The following is a 16,279-nucleotide window of genomic DNA, read 5'->3' on the forward strand; positions in this document are numbered from 1 at the left end:
AAAATCACCAGTTCGGGAGATGTTTCAACTATTGCAGGCAATGGACAAGGTAGTTACTCAGATGGGAATGCTTTAGAAGCTGGTATTTCAGGGCCAATTGGATTGACTGTCGATTCTAATGATAACATTTATGTTTCTACAGTAAACTACAGAGTCAGAAAAATCACAATAGAGGAGAACTATCTACTCAGTGGCACTGCTATTTATCAATCAGGTATAAAGGACGTTGAACTTCGGGTGGATGATGGGTTTGGAGGTTCTGCCACGCAAATTTTTAACATCACTGTAAACGATATAACACCGCCTGTATTCACTTCACCAACTACTGTAACTTATACAGAAAATGAAACAGGTACAGCCTACACCATTGTTGCCACAGATGCGAATGATATTACTTATAGTTTAGGCACGGGAAATGATGAATCATTTTTCAACCTAACAGAGGGTGTAGTAACCTTTAAGGCATCTCCAGATTTTGAGACGAAGAGTAGTTATACTATTCAAGTAAAAGCGAATGATGGCTCAAACGAGTCTGCTCAAACTGTAACAATTACAATCATTGATGTAGATGAAATTCCTCCAGTATTTACTTCAGCAACTGCGGTAAATTATGCTGAAAACGGCACAGGTACAGCTTACACTATTGTTGCCACCGATGCTAATGATATTACTTACAGCATAGGTACGGGAAATGATGAAGATTTCTTCGATATCGCTTCAGGTGTAGTAACCTTCAAGACATCACCAGACTTTGAGACGAAGAGCAGTTATACTATTCAAGTAAAAGCAAATGATGGACTGAACGAGGCTACCCAAAACGTGACGATCTCAGTTACGAATGTTAATGAAGCACCGACTGAATTATTCATCAATAATACCTCCATAGAGGAAAATAATGAGGTAGGTGATGAAATAGGTCAATTGACTACTGCGGACCAAGATGCTGGAGATACACATAGCTATACTTTGGTTTCAGGTTCTGGAGACACAGATAATGCATCATTTGAAATCGTTGGTAATAAGTTGGCTGCCAAATCATCATTTGATTTTGAAGCTAAAGCATCTTATTCAGTTAGAATCAAAGCTACTGATGTTGGAGGCTTGTCGTTCGAAGATAACTTTATCATCACAATCACAAATCAAGCAGAGGCAATTTTAAGGATTGAAGGCGGTCAAAGTGCTGAAACCACCAATGTAGGGGAAACCTCTACTCTAGAAATTTCAATATTCAACGATGGTGATGGTGTAATGGAAGTGAGTTCAATTACCTATCCAGATGGTTTTACAGGCCCGGCAACGATTGACGCAATAGCTCCATCTGCAAGTAAATCGATCACCGTAAGTTTTGCTCCTACAGAAGCCAAGACTTATTCTGGTGATATTGTAATTAGCTATAATGGAGGTTCTGGTATTAAATCAGTAGTTGCCGTAGCCGAAGTTGTAACCTCAATTGATAATGGATTTATTGACGAGGTAGCAGTAAGTATCTATCCAAATCCTGCTAATGATCGTATCACAATAGATTTGAGTCAGTACAATGGAAGACCTGTAGAGGTTTCAATATTTAATGAATCTGGTCATGGTCTCTATAAGAGGTCGAATATTAGACATTTGACTCACGATGTTGAGGTTAGTAATTATGTTCAGGGCATTTACATTGTATTGGTAAAGTCTGAGATTGGTGTGGTAAGAAAGAAACTGATGATTTTCAGATAGAAAGTTTTGAACCTTATTGTTTGAGACAGAAAACCGGGGGAGACTTCGGTTTTCTGTTTTTAATTAATGTGGTGTTGACGAATTGGGCTTAATAATTCACTTTAACTCTCCCGCCTTAGCCTTTCCCACCTAACCCGATCTAATACCATTCAACAGAGGAATTGAATGTCTTTAGTAATCCACGATTTTTTGAACCCTATTTTTTCCGTAAACTCATGGTTTAATTGAACAAACTATTAATTAGCCTATGAACCAGAAAGTCAAAAAATGGGTATTAGGGGCACTATTTTTATTTAGTGTTTCACTTCAAGCCCAAGACTACAACAACGCTAATCAGCTTGCACAAAGACTGAAGCAGTTGGCCGGGTCTTCACCCGATGTAAAATTAGAATCAATCACAAAAACCGATGGTGGCAAAGACATTTGGATGCTGACCCTTGGCAAAGGCGATGTAGATAGCAAACCAGCTATGGCCGTTGTTGGTGGGGTAGAAGGTGCTCATATTCTTGGAGTAGAAATGGCCGTGCGCTTTGCTGAAGGTATTGTGAAGGATAATGCGAGTGTTTTAGAGAATACTACTTTTTATGTTTTCCCAAACATGAGCCCTGATGCTACCGAACAGTATTTCGCAAGCTTGAAATACGAAAGAAGTGGCAACGCAAAACAAACCGATGACGATCGTGATGGAAAATTGAATGAAGATCCATTTGAAGATTTAAACGGTGACGGTATTATTACTTGGATGCGTGTAGAAGATGCTACTGGTGACTGGATTACTCACCCTGCAGATAGCCGTGTAATGATTAAAGCTAACAAAGCAGAAGGTGAAAAAGGTAAATACAAAATATTTACCGAAGGAATGGATAATGACAAAGATGGTAACTTCAATGAAGATGGCGAAGGCGGAATTCATTTCAGAAAAAATTTAACTTATGAGTATCCATATTTTGTAGCGGGTGCAGGAGAACACTCTGTATCTGAAAAAGAAAACAGAGCCTTGTTAGACTTACTCTACACTAAGTGGAACCTTTATGGTGTTTTCACATTTGGCCCAGGCAATAACCTTTCAAGCCCTTGGAGATTTAACCGTGCTGGAGCCTCAAAAAGAGTGGTGACCAGTGTTTTGAGCGATGATGCTGATTTGAACAAATTCATTTCAGATGCTTATAACAAAACTACAGGAATGAAAAACGCACCTGCTTCTGGCGAACAAGGTGGTGATTTCTTACAATGGGCATATTTCCACTTCGGAAGATTGAGTTTAGGTACACCAGGTTGGTGGGCACCTACTGTAAAAGATGAAGAAGGAGCAGTAGCCAATAAAGACAAAAACCAAGAAGTAAACTTCTTAAGATGGGCAGCGCAAGAAAATCTAAGCAACTATTTTGTTGATTGGAAAGAAATCAGTCACCCTGATTTTCCAAACCAAAAAGTAGAAGTAGGTGGTATTGCACCATTTAAAATGAACAACCCTCCAATGTCAATGGTGGCAGATGCTTCTAAAAAGAACAATGATTTTATTGTTGAATTAGTAGGGATGCAGGCAGACGTTAAATTGATAAACCTTAAGTCTGAAGCCGTAGGTAAAGGAATGACAAGAATAACAGTAGACGTTTACAATGCAGGTACATTGCCTACCCATACGCAAATGGGAACCCGTTCGCGTTGGTTAAGACCAATAGTAGTTGAAGTGAAGCTTGGTAAGGATCAAGAAGTGATTTCTGGACGAAGAATTATGACAATTAATAACCTTGAGGGCGATGGATCGCAACAATTTACTTGGCTTGTTAAAGGAAAAGGATCGGTTCAAATCGAAGCTGGTGCTCCACATGCAGGTATTGACAATGTTACTGTAAACCTTAAATAATAAAACCGATGAAAAGATATATATCAAACTTATTCGCTGGTTTAATCATGGTAGGTTTAACACTGCCAGTAACCAGTTTTGCTCAGAATGCCGATGAAGTTTTTAGGGCAGCAGGCTCGCCTCACAACCCTAAGGTAAACATTGCCTTTAATCGCTATTATACTTCTGAAGGATTGGCCGAGTTATCTAAAAAAATAGCTGCTGCTCACCCAGATTTGGTAAAGCGTATTTCTATAGGTAAATCTTATGAAGGACGTGATCTTTGGATGCTTCAGATTACGAACTTCAAAAAAGGAATCGCAGACAGAAAGCCTGGATATTATATTGATGGTAATATTCACTCTAATGAAATTCAAGGAGCTGAAATTTCTATTTATACCGCTTGGTACTTAACGGAAAACTATGGTGATGTAGACTACATTACTGATATGCTCGATAATCGTATCTTCTATATTGTTCCAACCATCAACCCAGATGCAAGGAATCATTATATGCAACAAGCGAACACGGGCAGTTCTCCTCGTTCAGGTATGATGCCTTTGGATGATGATCGTGATGGTTTAGTAGACGAAGATGGTCTTGATGATCTGGATGGTGATGGCTCTGTTACCAGTATGCGTAGAAAAAGTGAGTATGGCGATTTTATAGTAGACCCGCTTGATCCACGAAAAATGCTCCAAATTGGACCAGATGATGTTACTACTGCACAACGTTACGAAATGTTGGGTTCTGAAGGAATTGATAACGATGGTGACGGTAGAGTGAATGAAGACCGACCTGGCGTTTATGATCCGAACAGAGACTGGGCATGGAAATGGCAACCTGATTATATTCAGCGTGGTGCCTTAATGTACCCTTTCAGTGCACCTGAAAACCGTGCTGTAGCTGATTTTGTTATGGCTCATCCTAATATTGCTGGAGCCCAAAGTTTCCATAATTCTGGAGGTATGATTTTAAGAGGCCCTGGGGCTGAAGAAGATCTAGCTACCTACAACCGTGCCGACCTTAGAATTTACGATGCCATTGGTATGAAAGGACAGAAAATGCTACCAGGCTACCGTTACTTAACCGTATACAAAGATTTATACTCTGTATTTGGTGGAGAGTTAGATTGGTTCTACGGAAGCAGAGGTATTTATACTTTCACTAATGAGATCTTCACTAGCTTCGCTTACTATAAAAATGAGCGTGGCGGAAGAGATGAGGGTTATGACTTTGATAAAGAATTATTAGCAGGTGATGCTTTTACTCCTTGGGCTCCTTATAACCACCCAACTTATGGCGAGGTAGAAATTGGAGGTTTCAAGAAAAACTTTGGAAGAGCTACCCCTGGATTCTTGTTAGAAGAAGAACTTCACAGAAACATGTCTTTTGCTTTATATCATGCGCATCATATGCCGCTATTGAGCATAGATAAAGTGACTGAAAAAGATTTAGGTGGAGGGTTAAGAGAGATCACCGCTGTAATCAAAAACGATAGAATGATGCCGACCCATGCTTCACAGGATTTGAAGTATAAAATCGAAAGACCTGATTATGTAACCATTTCTGGTGTGGATGTTCAAGTCGGTATGATTGTTCAAGATTTAGATTTAGGGCTTAGTACAGAACAAAAAGTCGATCCAGCTAAAATGGTGTTGGAAAACATCCCTGGCAACAGCACTGTTACCTTGCGTTGGATTGTATCAGGAAAAGGTACTCCGAAAATCACTGTAGATAGCGCTAAAGGTGGTATTGTAACCAACTAAGCTATTTCTATCGAAATTACATAAATAAAAAAACCGGAGGAGACTCCGGTTTTTTTATGCTCTATTACTTGGTTAGAAAGTATTTGTAAACTCTCACTAGCTATAGCTCTTTTTCCCCTTCTTTTCTCTTTTTGCTTCTTTTTTTTCTTTGGGTGTTTTTAATGCTTCTTTTTTGGTAGACTTTTTTGCGTCCTGAGATTTGGCCATAGTTTCTGAATTTTCTTCAATGTACTGTTTTAATGTCAGGAATTGATAACAATTATAAATACAGCCAGAAGAGCCTACCTTCTCTTATTCTTTTTGATTTGATTTTTATCTCCTCGAGTTCTAGGCTTTTTATATTTCGCCTCAATTTTTCTTTTATAAGATCCGCCTTGATTTTCCTTTTGGTTCTTTTCTTTTTTTTCGTGGAAAGCAGGGCCTGGTACATGCTTAGATTGCTTGTGGTTTTTATGGACTTCAATTACCACAGGCTGTTCTTCAGGAGTTAACTTTCTGGTTATTGGCACCTCTTCTGGAAAAGGAAGCGTAGGTATTTCATAACCCATTAACAATTCAATAGCCTCTTTGTCGGCTTCTTCTTTTTCTGTGTAGAATAAAATGCTTTTTCCTTGATGCTCAGCTCGGCCGGTTCTACCAATTCTGTGCATGTAGTTTTCAGGGAAATTAGGAGTATCGAAGTTGATGACATGGGTGATCTGCTCTAAATCTAATCCACGGGCAATCACATCGGTAGCTACTAAAATCCGTGTGTTACCCTGATCAAAATCTTCGATAGATCTGATTCGGTAGTTCTGCGATTTGTTAGAGTGAATTACCCCAACTTTCGACATGAAAGTTTCTTCTAATAACTCATAAAGCCTATCGGCTGCCTTTTTATTCGCCACAAAAACCAATACTTTTTTAAACTCAACTGTATCTTCTAACAGATATTTCAGAAGGTTGGCTTTGGTATAAAAGTTAAGTACTGGGTAACATTGTTGGGCTATATTATCGAGTGGAGTTCCGCTTACAGCTATTGAAATTTTAGCGGGGGTGATGAAATAATCATTAATTAACGCATCTACTTCGTCAGTCATAGTGGCCGAAAACATAATGTTTTGCCTTTTTTCTGGAAGTAAATCGAAAATATTCTGAAGCTGAAATCTAAAGCCCAAATCGAGCATTACATCCACCTCATCTATAATTAATTTGTTAATGCTTTTTAAGGAAAGTGCTTTGCTCAGTACTAAATCATACAGTCGGCCAGGCGTAGCTACTAGAATATCGCATCCTTCGAGCGCTTCAGCCATATGCGTTTTGATATTCACTCCACCATAAACTCCCAAAACACGAACGTTCATGTATTTGGCCAATAGCTTGGTTTGTTCCACTACCTGCAGTACCAATTCACGAGTTGGAACAACCACCAAAATACGTGGTGTAGTTTGTTTAGAAAACTTCAGGTCGCGCAGGGAAGGAAGCATGTAAGCAAAGGTTTTTCCCGTGCCTGTTTGCGCAATTCCCACCAAGTCTTTTCCAGATAAGACCATAGGAAAGGCTTCTGCCTGAATAGGAGTAGGCTTTTCAAAATTTAGATCATCAATGGCGTTCCGAAGCGGAGTAGAAAGGTTAAGCGATTCAAAGTTATCCATGAAGAAAATATTTTTGCAAAAGTAGGGATATCTTAATTAGCAATTAGTAAGGCCGAAAATCTTCTAGTAAAGTATTTTAATCAATTACAACCACATTCTTACCCATTACTTTTCGATCCATCAAATCTTGAATGGCTTCAGCACCTTGATTAAGCGGGTATTGTTTATGGATATGCTGCTGCAGTTGGCCAGTTTTGATCCAAGCGAGAATCTGTTGAAAATTGGCCATGCTGTCTTTTGGCTGTTTCTGAGCAAAGGCTCCCCAAAATACGCCTACAATGGATGCACCTTTGAGAAGTGGTAGGTTTAAAGGAATTGAAGCTGGAGCACCGCCCGCAAAACCTACTACCAAATAACGACCTTGCCAAGCCAATGAACGTACTGCAGGTTCTGAAAAACGATCGCCTACGGGATCGTAAACTACATCTACACCTCGGTTGTCGGTCAGTGCTTTTATTCTTTCCCTAAGGTCTTCGGTGCTGTAATTAATGACTTTATCGGCTCCTTTGGTTTTGCACAGTTCTAGTTTTTCGTCTGATGAAGCTGCGGCAATTACTTTGGCGCCCATCAGCTTCCCTATTTGAACGGCAGCCAAACCTACACCACCTGCTGCACCCAAAACCAAAAGTGTTTCGCCTTCTTTTAATTGAGCCCTTTGTTTTAAGGCGTGAAGTGAAGTACCACAGGTGTACATGGTGGTAGCCGCTGTAATAAAGTCCATTCCTTCGGGAATGGGTAGGGTTTTATAGCCATCTGCCAAAACTTCTTCCGCAAAACCTCCCCAACCTGTGAGCGAGAAAACACGGTCTCCCACTTTTAAATGGTCGATTCCTTCACCCAGCTCTTTTACAATGCCTGCCACTTCGCCTCCAGGAGCAAAAGGTAATTCAGGTTTAAACTGATATTTATTTTGAATAATGAGGCTGTCGGGGAAGTTAACACCACATGCCTTTACAGAAATGACCAACTGACCTTTTTGTGGTTTTGGGCTTTCAGAGGTGGTGAGCTTTAGGTTTTCTGTAGAACCAAATTCATGGCAGAGTAGAGCTTTCATCATTCAAATTATCAGTTTAGACTTGCTCGTTCAGATTAACCAAGATTTAAGACAAAGGCAAGTCGCAGCGCATTAAATGATCTTTTTGTTTATCGGTACCCAGCTTAAAAGGGTGTTCTGCAAATTTATAGAAGCCCAGCTGTTTATAGAAGGCAATGGCTTTTGCGTTTCGCTCCCAAACACCTAACCAAATGTATTCAACTTGATGTGATTTGGCTTGCTGAACAATGAAATCGAAAAGCATTTTACCATAACCTTGGCCATGAAAATCTATATCCACATAGGCGCGTTCAAGCTCTATACTTTTTGGGTCGTTAATATCTGATTGAAAAGGAGTGAAGTTCAGTTTTATATAGCCTATCACTTGGGCTTCAAGCTCCAAAAAATAGAAGTCAGAGCCTTCATTAGCCATTTCTTGACCTAGTTTTTCTTCTGTTATGGCCTTTTCAATATAGGCATTGAAATCTTTAGGGTCGTTGTCTTTTTCAAAAGTGTCTTTAAAGGTTTTGAGCGCAAACTGGGTCAGTTGTGTTAAGTCTTTTGCTTCGCACTTTCTAATAATTGCAGACCCAGTTTTCATTCGAGTATTTCTTTAACGCGCCCTACTTGGCCGTCTTCTAAACGCACTTTAATACCGTGGGTATGTTTCGGAGATTTTGTCAAAATATCTTTCACAACACCTCGAGTTAGTTTTCCACTTCTTTGGTCTTGTTTGAGCACAATGTTTACCTCAATACCCGGCTTTATGTTCGCTCTGTTGGTTCCGTCCATTTTGCAAATGTAACGAAAGCGAAATAATGAAACCCTTGCCTTTACTAAGATTTTAACTTGAATAGAACTTGATTATTTAGGCCCAGATGAATCATTCAAATTCCTTAACTTAAAGCTTTTAATCTTGCCTTATGAAGAAATTCCAGTTTCCTAATCCGTTTACGGTACTGTATATCATTATCATACTAAGTGCTATAGCCACTTTTTTAATGCCGGCTGGAAGCTTTTCAACCTTAAGTTATGATGCAGGTAATTTTCTTATTGAAGGCAAAGAGAACACCGTTTCTTTAAAGGCAAGTCAATCGGTTTTAGATAGCCTAAACCTGAAAATGGAGCTCTCTAAATTTGAGGAAGGGAAAATCAGAAAACCTGTTTCTATTCCAAATACTTACGCTGAAATGGAATCGAGCCCACAAGGCTTAATGGCTATTGTATATGCTCCAATCAAAGGTATTTACGAGTCGATTGATATTATTCTTTTTGTATTGATTATCGGAGGGTTTATTGGTGTTTTTACCGCTTCTGGTGCTTTCGATCGAGGCTTGTCCTCGCTTTCAGAAAAAATGAAAGGGCGAGAAAAGTGGCTGATTGTAGCGGTTATGGTTTTGGTTGCCATAGGAGGAACAACCTTTGGAATGCAGGAAGAAACCATCGCCTTTTATCCTATTCTAGTTCCCATTTTTCTAGCTGCTGGTTATGACCTAATAGTACCTGTTGGAGCATTATACGGAGGTTCTTGTATTGGCCTAATGGGCGCAATGATCAATCCTTTTGAAACGATAATAGCATCCGATGCAGCTGGCGTAAGTTGGACATTGGGCATTTACAGTAGATTGGCGATGTTTATTTTAGGAGGCATTGTTGTGATTACTTATGTGTTGCGATATGCAGAAAGGGTGAAGAAAGATCCCAAGCAGTCGCTTTTATATAATATGGATATCAAGCAGCCATTTTCGGCATTGAAGAAATCTGAACAGGCAGAAAAACTGAATTTGAAAACTCAATTGCTCTTAGTGCTTTTTGGCCTAACCTTCGTGATAATGGTGTATGGTGTTTCTAGCTTGGGTTGGTGGTTCGAAGAAATGACAGCTCTGTTTTTGGTCAGTGCCTTGTTCTTAGGTCTCATCATCCGTTTGGGCGAAAATGCTTTTGTGAATGCCTTTATTGCTGGCGCGAAAGATTTGTTGGGAGTAGCGCTAATTATTGGAGTAGCACGTGGTATTACCATTGTAATGAATGATGGACAGATTTCAGGAACCATCCTGAATTATGCTTCCAACATGGTGAGTGGGGTAGATGGCTTGGTGTTTTTGCCTGTGCTGATGTTGGTGTTCTTTGTATTGGCCTTTTTCATTTCTTCATCTTCTGGTTTGGCCTTGGTGAGTATGCCCATTATGGGTGCTTTGGCCAATGTGGTGGGCGTTCCTACGGAAGAAATCGTGAATGCTTATGTATTTGGTTTTGGGCTTATGATGTTTATAACACCAGCCGGAATTATTCTTCCTTCATTGAGCATGGTGAATGTGCCCTATAATGTGTGGCTCAAATTTGTGTGGCGCCCAATGTTGATGATGGCCGTTATTGGTATGGCTATTTTAGCAGTAGGCTATTTGGTTTAAACGTATTGTATTGGGGTTAGGGCAAAAAAAATGTCCTGGTAGAATACCAGGACTGTATAAGTTTCAATTAAAAAGTAGAGTTTCAATAGCGAATACACCACCAAGATAGTAATTTTTTCAATACATAGTGTTACTATAATATTAACTAAAAAGCCCATTAATTTCTAGATTCACTTTTTCAACAATGAGCGAGTAATCTTCTACTTTGCTAACAAAGTCTAGGTTGTTTACATCTACAATGAGCAGTTTACCCATATCGTAGTTGCCAATCCAGTTTTCATAGTGCGAATTGAGGTTTTTTAAGTACTCAATTCTAATCAACTCCTCGTAATCTCTTCCTCGCTTCTGAATATTGCCTACAAGTTTTGGGATGTCTGCTTTAAGATAAATCAATAAATCTGGCGGTTGCACATACTTGATCATAGATTTAAACAGTTCCAAATAATTTTGATAGTCTCTGTCGCTTATAAAGCCCGACTGTTTTAGGTTAGCAGCGAAAATATGTGCGTCTTCGTAAATAGTTCTGTCTTGAATCGTGCCTTTTACAGATTCTTGAATGGCAGCAATTTGCTTAAATCGACTGTTTAAAAAATAAACCTGAAGGTGAAAGGACCAACGGCTCATGTCCTCATAAAAATCCTTGAGATAGGGGTTATCCTCAACCGATTCCAGTTCAACATTCCAATTGTAATCCTTTCCTAATTTCTGGGCTAAAGTGGTTTTGCCCGACCCTATATTTCCTGCTATCGCTACGTGCATATGTTCTAAAGTAATGGCTGCAAGTTAGGACTTAGCCATCTTTTGAACAGGCTTTTTTGCATAAAAAAAGTCTGTGGAAAACCAGACCTTTTTTACAAACACCCAATAAATATGATGAGATTATTTATTGAGCTAAAGGTAAATTACGAGTTTGTCTTAGTTGTAAAGTCAAGGTTAATAATGTGTTACTATAAAATATTTGCAGTGTTAAATTGCAAATGGAGCTTTAGTTCGATTTTATCTTTCTAAGAATATAAGTATTTTCAAGAGCTCATTTATTGGAGTGAATTCCATGAAATGTCTTTAATGCGCGATAATGAAATGGCTAATTGTTTTTTTGAGTGTAGTTTTCTTAGAGTTGCTGAGGGAGTCGTTCCTTTCAAAGAATAGTGAGAATAAAAAACTTAAGGTTGCCACAGTTGTATTATTCGCAATTCTTTCTTCAATCTTAATTCTATATTTAATTGAGGGTTTTTATATCGTTCTGATTGTTGAGTTCTCTATTCTAATTCTAGCTTTCCTTAGTGTCAGACGAATCGTTTATTCAAAACCTGCTTAAGTTTATCTTAATCCTTAGTTGGTCTTGCAGTGCAATAGGGATATTGATTTTGGGCTTTTTCTTTAAGATTATGGATATTCGCCCTTTCGATTAAATATTCAGAAAAACCACATGCCCATTCTTCCTTCGAAATACCAAGGTCCTCCATTCATTTACCTTAATGGCCATTTTGAAACCATTATTCCAAGCATAAGAAGGAAGGTGACGGGTGTTAGTTATGAAAGAGAGCGCATTGAAACGCCTGATGATGATTTTTTGGATATTGATTGGGTAAGAAAGGGGAATAACCGCTTATTGGTAGTGAGTCACGGACTGGAAGGAGATTCTGGAAGACATTATGTAACTGGGTTAGCAAAGCTTTTTGGTCAGAACGGTTGGGATATTCTGGCTTGGAACAACAGAACCTGTAGTGGTGAAATGAACCGCCAGAAAATCCTTTATCACCATGCTGCCAGCTATGATTTACGCAGTGTGATTGACCACGCAAATCAAAAGTATGATTATAAAGAAATTGGTCTTGTAGGAATAAGCATGGGAGGTGGGCAGACCTTACGTTACTTGGGGGAGTCAGATTTTCCATTGCCGAAAAACGTGAAAGGCGCGGTGGCCATTAGTGCACCTTGTTCTCTGACTGAAAGTGCGGCTACTTTAAACCTTAAGGTGAATAAGGTGTATGAACAGAAATTCCTTGTAAAGCTTAGAGAGAAGATAAAGAAGAAGGCCATACAATTTCCTGAAATTGATGTAAGCCGAATGGATACGGTAAAAACGCTTAAGGAATTTGATAACCTTTATTCTGGCCCTATTCATGGTTTTAAGGATGCGAAAGAGTTTTATGAATTTTGCGATCCTTATCCTTTCATTAAAAATATTGAAGTTCCCATTTTACTCATTAATGCACTCAACGACCCATTGCTAGAAGGGAATTGCTACCCATACCAGTTGGCAGAAGGAATGCCAAACCTGTATCTAGAAACCCCAAAAAGAGGAGGACATGTAGGCTTTATCCTGGCTAAAAGTGAGTTTACTTATTCAGAACTTAGGGCTCTTGAATTTTTGAACGAAGAGAAAGGTTAATTGAGCAGTACCTGCTTCCATTTTTCCGATTCGGCATATTCTTTAATGACTTGGTTTCTTTTCTCAAGAAGCTTGAACATGTATTTTTCTAAAACAATGCTGTCGAAAAGCTTACCAAGAATACCTAGGGGAGAGGTGTAATCGAACCGGTCTTTCATTTGGGTTTGCCCGTTAATTTCTTCAAAATGATGTTCATGCTTGAATGATTTGAAAGCTCCTTTCACCATTTCATCTACAAAGTAATGTGGGCTGTTAAAAACCGTAATTTTGGAAGTGAGTTTTTGAGTGATGCCAAAGTGTTTGGCTTGCCAAGTTACCGTTTCATTCAAGCCAATCAAGCCTGAAGTTTTGCCTGCTATTGCTCTTTCCTTAGTCTCAATCGTAGAAATTTGATGAAGATCAATACTTCTTGATAAATCAAAACACCGTTGCACCGGAGCGTGAATGGTGGTTTCGATTTTTATGCAGGGCATATCTTAAGTTATTAATAAAATCGATTAGCATAAGTTAAACTATGCTTTCCCTAATTTCTGATCATATTTTCCAGTACCTAAATCATGCAGCAAGCTAAAGTGGCTTTTTAAGGCATGATAAAAAGTTTTGTGTTGATAGTAAGGAATGCCGTATTTCTCGGCTGTTTGCTTTACTATTTTGGAAATGTTTCTGTAATGAACGTGACAGATATTTGGGAAAAGATGATGTTCGATTTGATAATTCAATCCGCCTACATACCAAGAAAACCAACGGCTGCCATTGGCAAAATTAGCGGTAGTTCTCAACTGGTGAATCGCCCAGTTGTTTTCCATGCTACCTTCTGCATTTGGAGTAAAGAAATCGGTTTCTTCAATCACATGGGCAGGTTGGAAAATAAGTGCTAGAATAAGACCAGAGATAAACTGCATCATTAAGAAGCCGAGCAACACTTGCCACCAAGGTAAATCTACAATGAGAATGGGCAAAACTACCGTAAGTACAATGTATCCCACTTTGTAAAAACTCAAGCGCCAAATCGCCTTTCTTAACGTAAGGCCTTGACCTACTAATAAGTTCTTTTTGTTATAGTCAATCAGTTGTTTGAAATCCTTGCTGAAAAGCCAATTCAATGTCAGTAATCCGTAAACAAAGGGAGCGTAAAAGGCCTGAAATTTATAGCCTTTTTTGCGCGGTTGGCTCGGTGATAAACGCATTACCGGATTCTCAAAGTCTTCATCATAACCTTCTACATTGGTAAAAGAATGGTGGAGTACATTGTGTTGAATTTTCCAGTTGATATGGTAAGCACCTAAAAAGTTGACCAAGAAACCGAAAAATTGATTTACAGTTTTCTTGTTAGAATAAGCTCCGTGATTGGCATCGTGCATTACCGATAAGCCAATGCCCGACATGCCCATACTCATTAAAAACCAAATGCCCATCATTGGCCAAAAAGTGTTTACTGTGCCTGATAATAGTATAGCTAGCGGAATGAAGTATAAGCAAATCATGAAAGCAGTTTTCACTTTCATGGTAGTGTTGGCCTGCTTAGAAATGTTGTTTTCTTTAAAATATCCGTTTACGTTTTTTCTAAGTTCAGTAACAAATTCGGGTCTGTCTTGGGTATTGAATTTAACAGCAGGAGTACTCATAACGGATTTTTTTACTTTGATACAAAAGTAATGCGAATTGAGTTTAGTTGGTGTAGTTCAGCCAAAGATTTGATTATCGGTGAACCAGTTCATTTTTAGTCTTCAATCTACTCAATCAAAACGCTTTAAAGCCAAGTCTGAAATGGAATTACCAATAGATAAAGACGAAGTAGCTGCTGGCGAAGGCGCATTACATACGTTAATGGCCTGTTTGGTTTCTATAATGGAAAAGTCATCTAACAAACCGCCAGTTCTGTCGCAAGCCTGAGCACGAACACCCGCACCGCCATCAATCAAATCATCAGATTGAATTTCTGGAATTAGCTTCTGCAGGGCCTTGGTAAATGCAGCTTTGCTGAAAGAACGGTACATTTCGCCAAAACCCGTTTTCCAGTACTTCATGGCAACTTTTTGGAAGCCCGGCCACATTAATGATTCGGCCAATTCGCCCAAATGAATTTGCGATTTTTTGTAGCCTTCACGTCTGAAAGCCAACACGGCATTAGGTCCCGCTTCAATTCCGCCTTTCATCATTCTTGTGAAATGAACGCCTAAGAAAGGGAAGTTGGGATCGGGAACGGGGTAAATCAAATGCTTTACTAAATATTCCTTTTCTGGTTTCAACTTAAAATACTCACCCCTAAAAGGAATGATTTTTAAGTCTACATCTTCGGAAGTTTTTCTAGCAATTTTATCCGAATACAAACCACAACAGTTGATTACAAGCTTGGCCTCAAATGAGCTGTCATCGGTAGAAATATTCGAATATTGACCTCGATCAGAAATGCCAGTTACCTTGGTGTTTAATCTAATTTCACCACCCAATTCCTTGATTTTCTCACCGTATTTTTCGGCTACCAGTTTGTAATCTACAATGCCCGTATAGGGAACATTGAGGGCTGCGATTCCTTTTACATGCGGTTCAATTTCATTCATTTCTTCGATAGAAATTCTCGAAATTTTGTCTAAGCCGTTTTGTAAACCTCGCTGATATAGGTTTTCTAATAGTGGTTTTTGAAAGTCATCAGTGGCTACCACAATTTTCCCACATAGTTCGTAAGGAATACCTTCTTGATCGCAAAAATCAATCAGCATATGGTAGCCATTAATGCAGTTTGTGGCTTTTAAACTTCCGGGCTTGTAGTACAAACCAGAGTGAATTACACCGCTGTTATTTCCAGTTTGATGTGCTGCTAAGGCACCTTCTTTTTCAAGAAGAAGGAGCTTAAGGTTAGGCTTTTTCTTTAAGGTTTGAAAGGCCGTTGCTAAACCTACAATGCCACCACCAATAACAATCACATCGTATTTCATCTTAGAACGGTAAGTCGTCTGAACTATCACTATTTAACCAATCTGGCTCATCGCTTGCAGATGGAGGAGGAGGCGTATTTCCGTTGGCTTGAGGCGCTGCACTTTGCCCAGCCGATTCAGGTGTAATTCTCCAAGCTTGTAAAGAATTGAAATATTTTACCTGACCTTGAGCATCTGTCCATTTTCTTCCTTTTAGGTTGAAACTTACGTTCACCGTTTGGTTGGGTTTGAAACTGTCTAAAAGATCACATTTATCTTGAATGGCTTCAAACTTCACATATTCAGGGTATTGTGGGTTTTCAGCATATTCTACAACAAACTCTCTTTTTCTGAAAGAGGCAGATACTTGTTGGGTTGGGAATATTTCGAGGAGTTTAGCTTTGAGTTCCATTTTCTAAATTTTGCTCAAAACAATTGATTAAATAGTCAAGATGCAAATTCAAATCGCAACTATAATTTGATTAGGCTTAAAACCTTTTTTTAAAACTTATGTCATAAGAGGCGAGAATAGGTGTGGTGAATACTTCTTTTAATTAATG

Annotated in this window: 14 protein-coding genes; 5 read left to right on the forward strand and 9 right to left on the reverse strand. The window is 38.9% G+C overall.

All coding sequences use genetic code 11. The annotated features are described in order from the left end of the window. The 3 genes from OB69_RS01405 to OB69_RS01415 form a co-directional block, all read left to right on the forward strand. On the forward strand, positions 1-1,716 hold a 1,716-nt coding region (locus OB69_RS01405; protein ID WP_157608462.1), incomplete at its 5' end, for a T9SS type A sorting domain-containing protein. A gap of 247 nt (positions 1,717-1,963) precedes the next feature. Then, complete coding sequence (locus tag OB69_RS01410; RefSeq protein ID WP_053221911.1) at positions 1,964-3,583, forward strand: M14 family metallopeptidase; 1,620 nt, start codon at positions 1,964-1,966, stop codon at positions 3,581-3,583. An 8-nt stretch (positions 3,584-3,591) separates the two neighbouring features. Beyond that, positions 3,592-5,331: a M14 family metallopeptidase gene (locus OB69_RS01415; protein WP_053221912.1), complete on the forward strand. Its 1,740-nt coding sequence runs from the start codon at positions 3,592-3,594 to the stop codon at positions 5,329-5,331. 281 nt (positions 5,332-5,612) lie between these two features. Here the strand turns inward: OB69_RS01415 and OB69_RS01420 are convergent, their stop codons facing one another. From OB69_RS01420 to OB69_RS01435, 4 genes are all read right to left on the reverse strand, one after another. Next, complete coding sequence (locus OB69_RS01420) at positions 5,613-6,965, reverse strand: DEAD/DEAH box helicase (protein WP_053221913.1); 1,353 nt, start codon at positions 6,963-6,965, stop codon at positions 5,613-5,615. Between the two features lie 76 nt (positions 6,966-7,041). Next, complete coding sequence (locus OB69_RS01425) at positions 7,042-8,022, reverse strand: NADPH:quinone oxidoreductase family protein (protein WP_316931869.1); 981 nt, start codon at positions 8,020-8,022, stop codon at positions 7,042-7,044. Between the two features lie 43 nt (positions 8,023-8,065). Beyond that, complete coding sequence (locus OB69_RS01430) at positions 8,066-8,599, reverse strand: GNAT family N-acetyltransferase (protein WP_053221915.1); 534 nt, start codon at positions 8,597-8,599, stop codon at positions 8,066-8,068. Beyond that, a complete protein-coding gene (locus OB69_RS01435) occupies positions 8,596-8,790 on the reverse strand; it encodes a YwbE family protein (RefSeq protein ID WP_053221916.1) in 195 nt (64 codons plus the stop codon). The genes OB69_RS01430 and OB69_RS01435 overlap by 4 nt, the downstream gene beginning before the upstream one ends. A 131-nt stretch (positions 8,791-8,921) precedes the next feature. Between OB69_RS01435 and OB69_RS01440 the strand changes: the two genes are divergently transcribed. Further along, positions 8,922-10,409, forward strand: a complete 1,488-nt coding sequence (locus OB69_RS01440; protein ID WP_053221917.1) for a YfcC family protein — start codon at positions 8,922-8,924, stop codon at positions 10,407-10,409. 141 nt (positions 10,410-10,550) lie between these two features. On the opposite strand, the gene OB69_RS01445 is transcribed toward OB69_RS01440, so the two are convergent. Then, a complete protein-coding gene (locus OB69_RS01445) occupies positions 10,551-11,168 on the reverse strand; it encodes a deoxynucleoside kinase (RefSeq protein ID WP_053221918.1) in 618 nt (205 codons plus the stop codon). A 670-nt stretch (positions 11,169-11,838) separates the two neighbouring features. Between OB69_RS01445 and OB69_RS01455 the strand changes: the two genes are divergently transcribed. Then, positions 11,839-12,804: a YheT family hydrolase gene (locus tag OB69_RS01455; RefSeq protein ID WP_053221920.1), complete on the forward strand. Its 966-nt coding sequence runs from the start codon at positions 11,839-11,841 to the stop codon at positions 12,802-12,804. On the opposite strand, the gene OB69_RS01460 is transcribed toward OB69_RS01455, so the two are convergent. The 4 genes from OB69_RS01460 to OB69_RS01475 all read right to left on the reverse strand — a co-directional run bounded on the left by OB69_RS01460 (position 12,801) and on the right by OB69_RS01475 (position 16,131). Beyond that, a complete protein-coding gene (locus tag OB69_RS01460; RefSeq protein ID WP_053221921.1) occupies positions 12,801-13,277 on the reverse strand; it encodes an SRPBCC family protein in 477 nt (158 codons plus the stop codon). The two genes, OB69_RS01455 and OB69_RS01460, sit on opposite strands and share 4 nt — an antisense overlap. 39 nt (positions 13,278-13,316) lie before the next feature. Next, the gene (locus OB69_RS01465) at positions 13,317-14,429 is read right to left on the reverse strand and encodes a fatty acid desaturase family protein (RefSeq protein ID WP_053221922.1); all 1,113 of its coding nucleotides are present in this window, start codon (positions 14,427-14,429) and stop codon (positions 13,317-13,319) included. A gap of 111 nt (positions 14,430-14,540) precedes the next feature. Then, positions 14,541-15,740: an L-2-hydroxyglutarate oxidase gene (lhgO, locus tag OB69_RS01470; RefSeq protein WP_053221923.1), complete on the reverse strand. Its 1,200-nt coding sequence runs from the start codon at positions 15,738-15,740 to the stop codon at positions 14,541-14,543. A gap of 1 nt (position 15,741) precedes the next feature. Continuing rightward, positions 15,742-16,131, reverse strand: a complete 390-nt coding sequence (locus OB69_RS01475) for a DUF3127 domain-containing protein (RefSeq protein WP_053221924.1) — start codon at positions 16,129-16,131, stop codon at positions 15,742-15,744. Between the last annotated feature and the right edge of the window lie 148 nt (positions 16,132-16,279).

It is taken from the genome of Roseivirga seohaensis subsp. aquiponti, from assembly GCF_001267955.1.
Lineage (GTDB): Bacteria > Bacteroidota > Bacteroidia > Cytophagales > Cyclobacteriaceae > Roseivirga > Roseivirga seohaensis.